This window comes from Cohnella sp. GbtcB17 (assembly GCF_019091135.1).
Taxonomy (GTDB): domain Bacteria; phylum Bacillota; class Bacilli; order Paenibacillales; family Paenibacillaceae; genus Cohnella.
On sequence record NZ_JAGXJW010000132.1, the window covers coordinates 1 to 2,219 of the forward strand.

3 protein-coding genes are annotated in these 2,219 nt (G+C 61.6%); all 3 read right to left on the bottom strand.

Going from position 1 to position 2,219, the window contains the following annotated elements:
* Positions 1 to 494 (bottom strand): DUF2815 family protein (locus KVT38_RS33225; protein ID WP_217598021.1); only part of this gene is annotated, 494 nt, incomplete at its 3' end.
* Positions 495 to 521: 27 nt separating this feature from the next.
* The gene (locus tag KVT38_RS33230) at positions 522 to 1,715 is read right to left on the bottom strand and encodes a DUF2800 domain-containing protein (protein ID WP_217598022.1); all 1,194 of its coding nucleotides are present in this window, start codon (positions 1,713 to 1,715) and stop codon (positions 522 to 524) included.
* Positions 1,715 to 2,164 (bottom strand): hypothetical protein, encoded by a 450-nt coding sequence (locus tag KVT38_RS33235; protein ID WP_217598023.1) that lies wholly within the window; start codon positions 2,162 to 2,164, stop codon positions 1,715 to 1,717. The genes KVT38_RS33230 and KVT38_RS33235 overlap by 1 nt, the downstream gene beginning before the upstream one ends.
* Positions 2,165 to 2,219: the final 55 nt, after the last annotated feature.

Genomic DNA, 2,219 nt, shown 5'->3' on the forward strand with positions numbered 1-2,219 from the left:
TGCACCTTCACGACATTATTCAAGCCGGCGGCAATGCCGCGGTTGCCGTTCGTATTGAAAGGATAGAAGTTGATCGAAACCTTGGCGTAGCAACCGGAGTAGACCTCCGTCGAATCCGTGATCTCTTCGAACTTCGTCTTGCCGTCTGCACCGCGGCCGATCGGCTTGGCGATGCCCGGCTTGTTCTTCGACGATGCGTTCAAGAAGTAATGGCCAGCGTAGGCTTCATCGTCCGGGCGCTCCTCGTCGCCGTCACGCAGCGGCTTCTTCAGGTTAGCCGGGATCTTGCCACCCCACTGCGCCTTACCCTGCTCAGCGGCCGCGTCGATCGCCGCCTTGATTTTGCGCAGCGTCTCCTTGTCCGATTTCGGGATGAGGATGGCCGTGCCGTATTTTTCGTCGCTGCCGTTGATGGACTGCGGCTCGAAAATGTTCGTATACGAGAGACGAACCTTACCGGTGATTACTTTTGTGCTTTGATTGTCGTTTGCCATGATGTGATTGCTCCCTTGTTGGTTGGATTAGAATTCTTCGTTCGCAAAATCTTCGTCCAGGCTGTTCAGCTCCGGCCGCTTGTCCGTTTCCGGCACGAGCACCGGCTTGCCTGACGGCTTGATGATCAGTTCGCCGATCAGCGTGGCGAGCTCCTTCTTGCCGATCGCCTTCTCCAAGTCCCCGATGCCAAGCAGCTCCTGCGGCTTCAGGTACTTGTCCGCCGGCAGCTCCGCGCCTTCGAGCGCCGCCCGCGCCGCCGCCTTGTCCGTAATAGCCCGATTGCTCCGGCCCTCGACGAGCTTCCACGACGGGATGCGCTTGCCGCTCTTTGCCTGTTCGAACGCGAAGTCCTCGACGTCCTTGGCCCACGCCTTGAGCTGCTCGGCGACGTACAGGATCGATCCGATCTCGTCGAGCGACAACGTCGTCGGGTCCTTGAACTCGTAGCCCAGTGCGGCCATGTTGGCCTCGGCACGCGCCCGGCAATTTCCCTTGATCTTGCACCACCGGCAGTGGTCGCCGGACTTGAACTCGCCGTTGCCGTCGAAGGCCAACGCGGCCGCCGGCTTGACTACCGTCTCAGCCCAATGCAGCAGCTCGTCAATCAGCAAGGCGTCCGTCGTGACGCTGTCGAGCCGCGGCTGGACGATGGTCCCGTGTACCTCGCGGATATCGTACAGGTAGTTGTAGCCGGACCAGGCGCCAAGGCCGTACAGCCGGATCTGCGGATTGCCGATCGCGCTGACCGGTTGCCCCTTGCCGTACTTGAGGTCGATTACGTCCATGATGCTGTCCGCGATGATGAGAATGTCGCCGGTACCGTAGCCCTCCGGCACCCACTCCGAAAAGTCCAAGCGCTCCTCGAAGAGGATGACGGCGTCGGGGCTGCGCGCCTTGGCGGCCATAAAGCGCTCCTCGACTACCTCGGAATAATAGCTGACGGCGTCCTCCATTTCGGTGCCGTAATACGGACTGCTGGCCTTGAAGTCGGCGATTGCCTTGTCCAGCCGCGCGCGCTCTGCCCGGTTGCACGGTGTCAGCCGGCGCCGCAGGATTAGCTCGGAATACTCATGCGCCGCTGTGCCTTCGTTCGCGTACTCGCTCCGCTTGTCCGGCACGCTCTCCTGCGCCCGGGCAGACGGCGGGCAGTTAATCCACTGACTCGCCTTTGACGCGCCCAGCAGGGCGTGAGCGCGTTCAGCGTGTGCAGGCGCCGACATTAGAGCTGCTCCAGCTCGGCCTTAAACGCAATCCGCTTGTTCGCCGGCACGGCCGTGATGTTCGGCACGCCGTACTTGTCCAGCAGCGCCTTGATCGCCTTCTTGGCGTCCGGCCCCTTCGCTCCGACAGTGGATGCCAGTGCGCGCAGCTCGACGTCGGATGGCACCGGCGTGTCGGCAGCGGCGTCTCCGCCGCCCAGGCCGTCAATGTCTTCGTCGGAGATATCGATTTTCTCGCCTATTTCAGCCTCTTGGGTATCTGCGGGCTGCGCTTCTTCTTTCGGCTGCTCCGTCTTGGTGCGAGTCGTGCGCGGTGCGCGCTCCGTCTTCGGCATTTCGGCGGTAGGGGCAGCCACAACGGGCTTGGCCGCAAAGCCTCCGGACAGACTGGAGAGCTCGGTCAGTGCTTCTGCGGCGTCTACGCCGGTGATGATGATTTGTACGCTCATGGATGATAGCCTCCGATGTATGTTAGTCGTAGCAGTGGCTACGTTGAAGCTGCTG